The sequence below is a fragment of the Emcibacter sp. genome (assembly GCF_048269205.1).
Lineage (GTDB): Bacteria > Pseudomonadota > Alphaproteobacteria > Sphingomonadales > Emcibacteraceae > Emcibacter.
The window spans coordinates 1-5019 of sequence record NZ_JBLXJC010000012.1; the positions used below are offsets into that span (position 1 = coordinate 1).

General features: G+C 50.8%; 4 protein-coding genes. All 4 read left to right on the top strand.

What is annotated here, in order from left to right; genetic code table 11:
• Window positions 1–965: hypothetical protein (locus ACN0YD_RS15235; protein ID WP_417321277.1), on the top strand; the 965-nt coding region annotated here is incomplete at its 5' end.
• 7 nt (window positions 966–972) lie between these two features.
• Complete coding sequence (locus ACN0YD_RS15240) at window positions 973–1962, top strand: DUF1559 domain-containing protein (protein ID WP_145118004.1); 990 nt, start codon at window positions 973–975, stop codon at window positions 1960–1962.
• A gap of 820 nt (window positions 1963–2782) precedes the next feature.
• Window positions 2783–3817, top strand: coding sequence for a hypothetical protein (locus tag ACN0YD_RS15245; protein WP_145118010.1), 1035 nt, complete (start codon window positions 2783–2785; stop codon window positions 3815–3817).
• Window positions 3818–4300: 483 nt separating this feature from the next.
• Window positions 4301–4885 (top strand): cysteine peptidase family C39 domain-containing protein, encoded by a 585-nt coding sequence (locus ACN0YD_RS15250; protein ID WP_197452989.1) that lies wholly within the window; start codon window positions 4301–4303, stop codon window positions 4883–4885.
• Window positions 4886–5019: the final 134 nt, after the last annotated feature.

Genomic DNA, 5019 nt, shown 5'->3' on the forward strand with positions numbered 1-5019 from the left:
CCCTAGGCTTCCTCTGCCACAACTGGTATCACAAGCAGCAGCGTCCTAGATTTGCCATCCAGTATGAGCTCGTCGCCCCGAATGCAATCGATGGCTATATCGAAGCAGGACGCGATGCTCGTGTCAAGCTTCGATACAAATTGACCAACGTGGGCCGAGAACCGCTTCGCGGGATCGCGACTGACCTAGGCTGCACATGTCAAATTCTAAAGCAGCCTGAGGACATTTTCCCCAATGAATCTGACTTGCTTGAGTTCTCGTTGCGGGCTCCGTCTGCGGGGGCGATTCAGCGAAAAATACCCATATTGATCGAAAGTCAACGGCAACCCCTCGTGTTCATTCAAGTTGCATTGCGTGTTCCGGTTCTAACGCCATCATTTTTGCATCAACAGCGAGAACTGAACATCTCGTTTATCGATGGCGATTCGCTAGGTCGCCGGATCACCGTCGAGACTATTGAAAGGGCCGATAGTGATACGTGGATTGCTAAGCTTGAAACTACCCCTCCTTCACTCGTGAATTTCACTGAGCCAACGGTTCACGAACGGCCGAATCGCGATCCCGCATTAACCCATCGCACCTACCTTTTCGAGGCGAGTGCAGGCCAGGAAATAGATTCCGCACATGCAGGCGTGTATGTACTTCGAGACAGGTCAGGTGCGCCGCTTCATAAACCTCAACTAATTCGAGTGAAGCGGTTGCCCAGGTTTACAAACCATCCTTCGAGCCCAGTCGTTCGCACTGGAGAAAACACAAAAATTCTTGTGCTGGATCGGCTTGGAAGGTCTTCACTGACCGTCTTTCGCTATGACCAAGAGCTAATTGCAGTAACCCCAGGTGCTGTTAAAAACACTTTCTTAGTTTCACTTCGCAAATCGACTATCGATACTAAAATGACTGAACTGGAGTTGCGAAGCGAGGACGGATCAAAAGTTCACATTCCACTTTGCTTCGCGTGTGACTAGGCGATTGATGTGTCGGTGTAAGTTTAGAAATGCGTTTTCTATTATCGAGCTGCTTGTCGTGATAGGGGTTGCAGCAATCGCCTTAGCGGTCGCATTACCGGCCGCTCAGCACACGAGAGCCAAAGCGCGGCGCATACAATGCGCACTTCGGTTATCTGAACTTTCCATTGCCACGAATATACATCTTAGCACTTACAACACGTTCCCCTACACGTCGAAAAATTTCGGTGTGTTCGTCAACGGCAGCGCTAAACGATTCCCTGCTATATCGCCACACAGTCAACTGCTCGCGTCGTTAGATCAGGCAGCATTTGAAAAGGTTGCAATTTTCGACCCCTCGTTGTCGTGGACTGATCGTCAGCCAATATCTACGGTCGAATCGAATCGAATTCTCATCAAAACATCCATGCCAATGTTCTTATGCCCCTCCGATTCGGGACCTGTCGGTGGAAATAACTATCGGGCGAACCTCGGCCCTGATATTGGCGTTTTCCGAGGCTCACCACCCACAACACACAATGGAATTGGGGCTTTCGAAAATGGCAGAGCCTTGTCACCCTCTAGCTTTAGCGACGGACTTAGCAACACCATCATGTATAGCGAGAAGGTGATCGGTGATCGGAACCGAACGGTGTATCAAGCATTCCGGGATAATTTTGTATTCTCACCAGGCTTCACAAACCGCGACGAGGCCGCTCGGACCTGCAGGCAGTTCGCAACCTCGACACCGCTCTCTCACGATTCGTTTGGTGGCACAACATGGCTGTTCGGAGGCTATAATCACACGTGGTATAACCACGTTGCAACTCCCAACTCCTTCATACCGGACTGTTGCACCGGTCTCTCCTTTGGTGGTGGAGATGGACTCTACACAGCGCGTAGTCTTCATCATGGAGGCGTTAACGTTGGAATGGCTGATGGATCCACAAACTTCATATCCAATTCGATCGATGCCCTGGTTTGGCTCCAACAATCAACGCGCAGCAGTGGCGACTAATAGAGCGATTTCGGGGACGGCCGAACCGATTTTTTCTGCTCTCACGGAGGCACGAAGTCGCGGAGTTGAGGGATGCCGAGAATGTCCGCAAAACATGCCAGGTTGTGGTACCGAAGTTTTGGTTCGCGCCGATTTGCGTTATTGGCGAGCCAAGAATTCGGTCAACTACAGGCCGGGATGGTTTGAGAATTGCAGCTTCGATCGCTTGGATACCCTCTAGCGGTACCGTTGCCCCTCGCGGTGCTGACAGATTCTGTGACCGGCTTCGCGGTCAGCGAGGCGATGCGTTTAGAGACCGTAGGTGGCGCTGCGCTTACCTACGGCTAATGGCTCAAATCCCTGCGGGATCGTTTTTTTGGAGGGGCAAGCAAAAATGAACGTGTAAGCCGCTCGGCGAGTTTCAATCCTCTCGATTCGATCCACAGGACAGGGGTTGTTGCGAGGATGATTGGGGCAGGATGACAAGCTTGGTGCTGGTAAGCAGTGACAGCGAAACTTGGGAGCAGAACCGAAATCGCTAGCCTTCATTTCGTGGATGTCCCCATCTGCCTCCTCGCATCGCCTTCCTGAAGAGCCCGCACGATCTGCTCGGGGCCACGTCGTTTTCCCTTCTTGGTCGTGGAAAGTCTCCGTTGGCCGTCATCGGCCACCTGACCTTCATAACCTCTGGAACAGAAAATGAAGAGCACGCCAGGAGTTTCGCAATGCACGTGCGGTTTCCCACAAAATGCAATACAAACCGTTGCTTGCTCTCTGAGGAGGCAACATAATGACGCCAACCGCCCCCCCCAAAATCAGGCAGCCCGCGAGGCCAGAGCTCATGAGCATTCACAGTCTGTTCGGTCGCCTTGCTGTGCTAACAATATTTATATCGCTTAGCGCTTCTGAATTGCATGCCGAAGATGAAAGCCTGACGCAAGAGGTGATTCAAGGTTTGAGGAAATGGCGGGAAACGATCTCATCCCTGCGGATTGATTACGTATATAGGAATCCAAACGAAGTCAAGGCCGAGCACCCCGACTGGAGCGAAGTGGAGGTGGAGGGATGCTACTTTGTGGGCCGTTGGATCTGGAAGGACGATGGATCGGTTTACAGTCGGCTTAGTCCGTATCGCAACGGAAAGGATGTCGGTAATCATATGGTCGAAGGGGCTAACTTTCGAACTAACGAAATCTACCAAGCGAACTTTGGTGTGGAGGAAGATGGATCGCAATACTTAAAAAGTCTATCGGTGAAACCCATGCGTTCTGGTTCAGCAATAACGGGAAACCCGATGCCATTAATGCGATTATGGCAGTCAGGACGCTGGTTTGATGATGCGATTGAGGCTGGACAATATGTTGCGACCAATCAGCCAAACACGACGCTCATCCAAATCAAAACGCTATCGACGGCAAATCCGGAGGTAACGCTAGTTGATCGACAACAGCAGTATCTAGTTCAAACGATTCATCACGAAGCGATAGGCTCGAAGTTTAGCGTAGAAGAATATCAATCGCTTGAGAACGGAACTCTATTTCCTAATAACGGAAAATATTTCGCTGGCAACGCTACACCACGAGACCAAGTCATTGAGTGGGAAATCGTTGCTATCGGCATCAATGAACAGCACGACAGTGGCTTGTTTATACCACCTGAAACAGGTCAAAAAACATACATTCATGATTCAACCCCCGCACGCAAATACCGTCGCCGTGACCTACCCCCTAGCCAGGTCGCTGCAATGGCCGATCAAATTGAGATGAAAGATGGACCGATTCGCGCGATTGTTCCGCGTGGACTTCAGATCCAATACATGTTGCTTGGTTTGGCAAGCATCTGCCTTGTTCTAGGCGTCTGGCTTGCCCGCCGTTAGTTTTCGTTACCCATTTACTATAAGGTTTTTAGACATGTCATAAATCATTAGCTTGCTTGACCTTGGCCGTAGTGTTCGCATTGGGTTCGGCTGGCGTTCCCGACGGAAGAAAACAAGTTCGCGCGTCGGCCCGCGATGAAATCTGCACGGGCGCATACCCTGAGTGGTGGACTGGACCATGCAATTGCCCACTCGGAAATGATCCAGTGCATGCCCATGACTTCTGCTCCAATGCTATTCCCACAAGTGGTGAAACCGGAATTCATGATTCTGACTGCATGTCATGGTTAGGCGAGACTTGTTCCGGGCAAGGTGTGGGAACGACTTGTGGAGATACAATTTGGAACTGTCCATACGCGTCGTGCAACTCGGAACCCAGTTACCCATACCCTGAATCCTGGGGATGTCACGCTACGTCTAAAGATGCGTCAGGCTGCCAAAGTGCGACTTTTGGATGCTCGAACCCGTATTAAGGTCCAAGGTATGTATCGCTATTACTGCACACATTGGGTTTTATTCGCAACGATTTGCTTTGGTGCATCGAAATCTGAGGGATCTGGGGAGTTATCCCGACAAGATGTTGCGTGTGGGCCATCTTCGCTGGCCATCTGCGTCTCGTTGCTCCAGGAGCGGAACATTCCGATGCCGGATTTGCGTCTAGCATTTGACGAACAACTCAATGGCGAACACACTTACCAGCAAGTTGCCGATGCGGCGCAGAAATGTGGTCTAGTAACTCAATTCGTAAGTCACGATACGACGCGACTGGCGGTGGGAAAATTGCCGCTGATTGCGGCAATTCGCAAGCCGAATGGACACATGCACTTTATTGTACTCTTCGGCCAGCGAGACAACAAAATCCAAGTGCTTGACAGCCCGTTGCCTGCGAGATGGATAGATAAAAACCAGCTCATTACCGTTTGGAATGGAGATGGGCTCTATTGCGCAACAAGTGTCCATCAATTGATGGAAGAAGGTGTCAAGCGAGATTTTGCGTCGGTCCCATTAGGAGGCTCGCTGCTGATTGTGTTTTTGGCTATCTACTTTGGATGCAAATTTTGTCGATGAATCAATCAGCACGTATTAAACACTGGAAATGGATCGTGCCGTTGCCAGCCCTGCTTCCCCTAGGCTTCCTCTGCCACAACTGGTATCACAAGCAGCAGCGTCCTAGATTTGCCATCCAGTATGAGCTCGTCGCC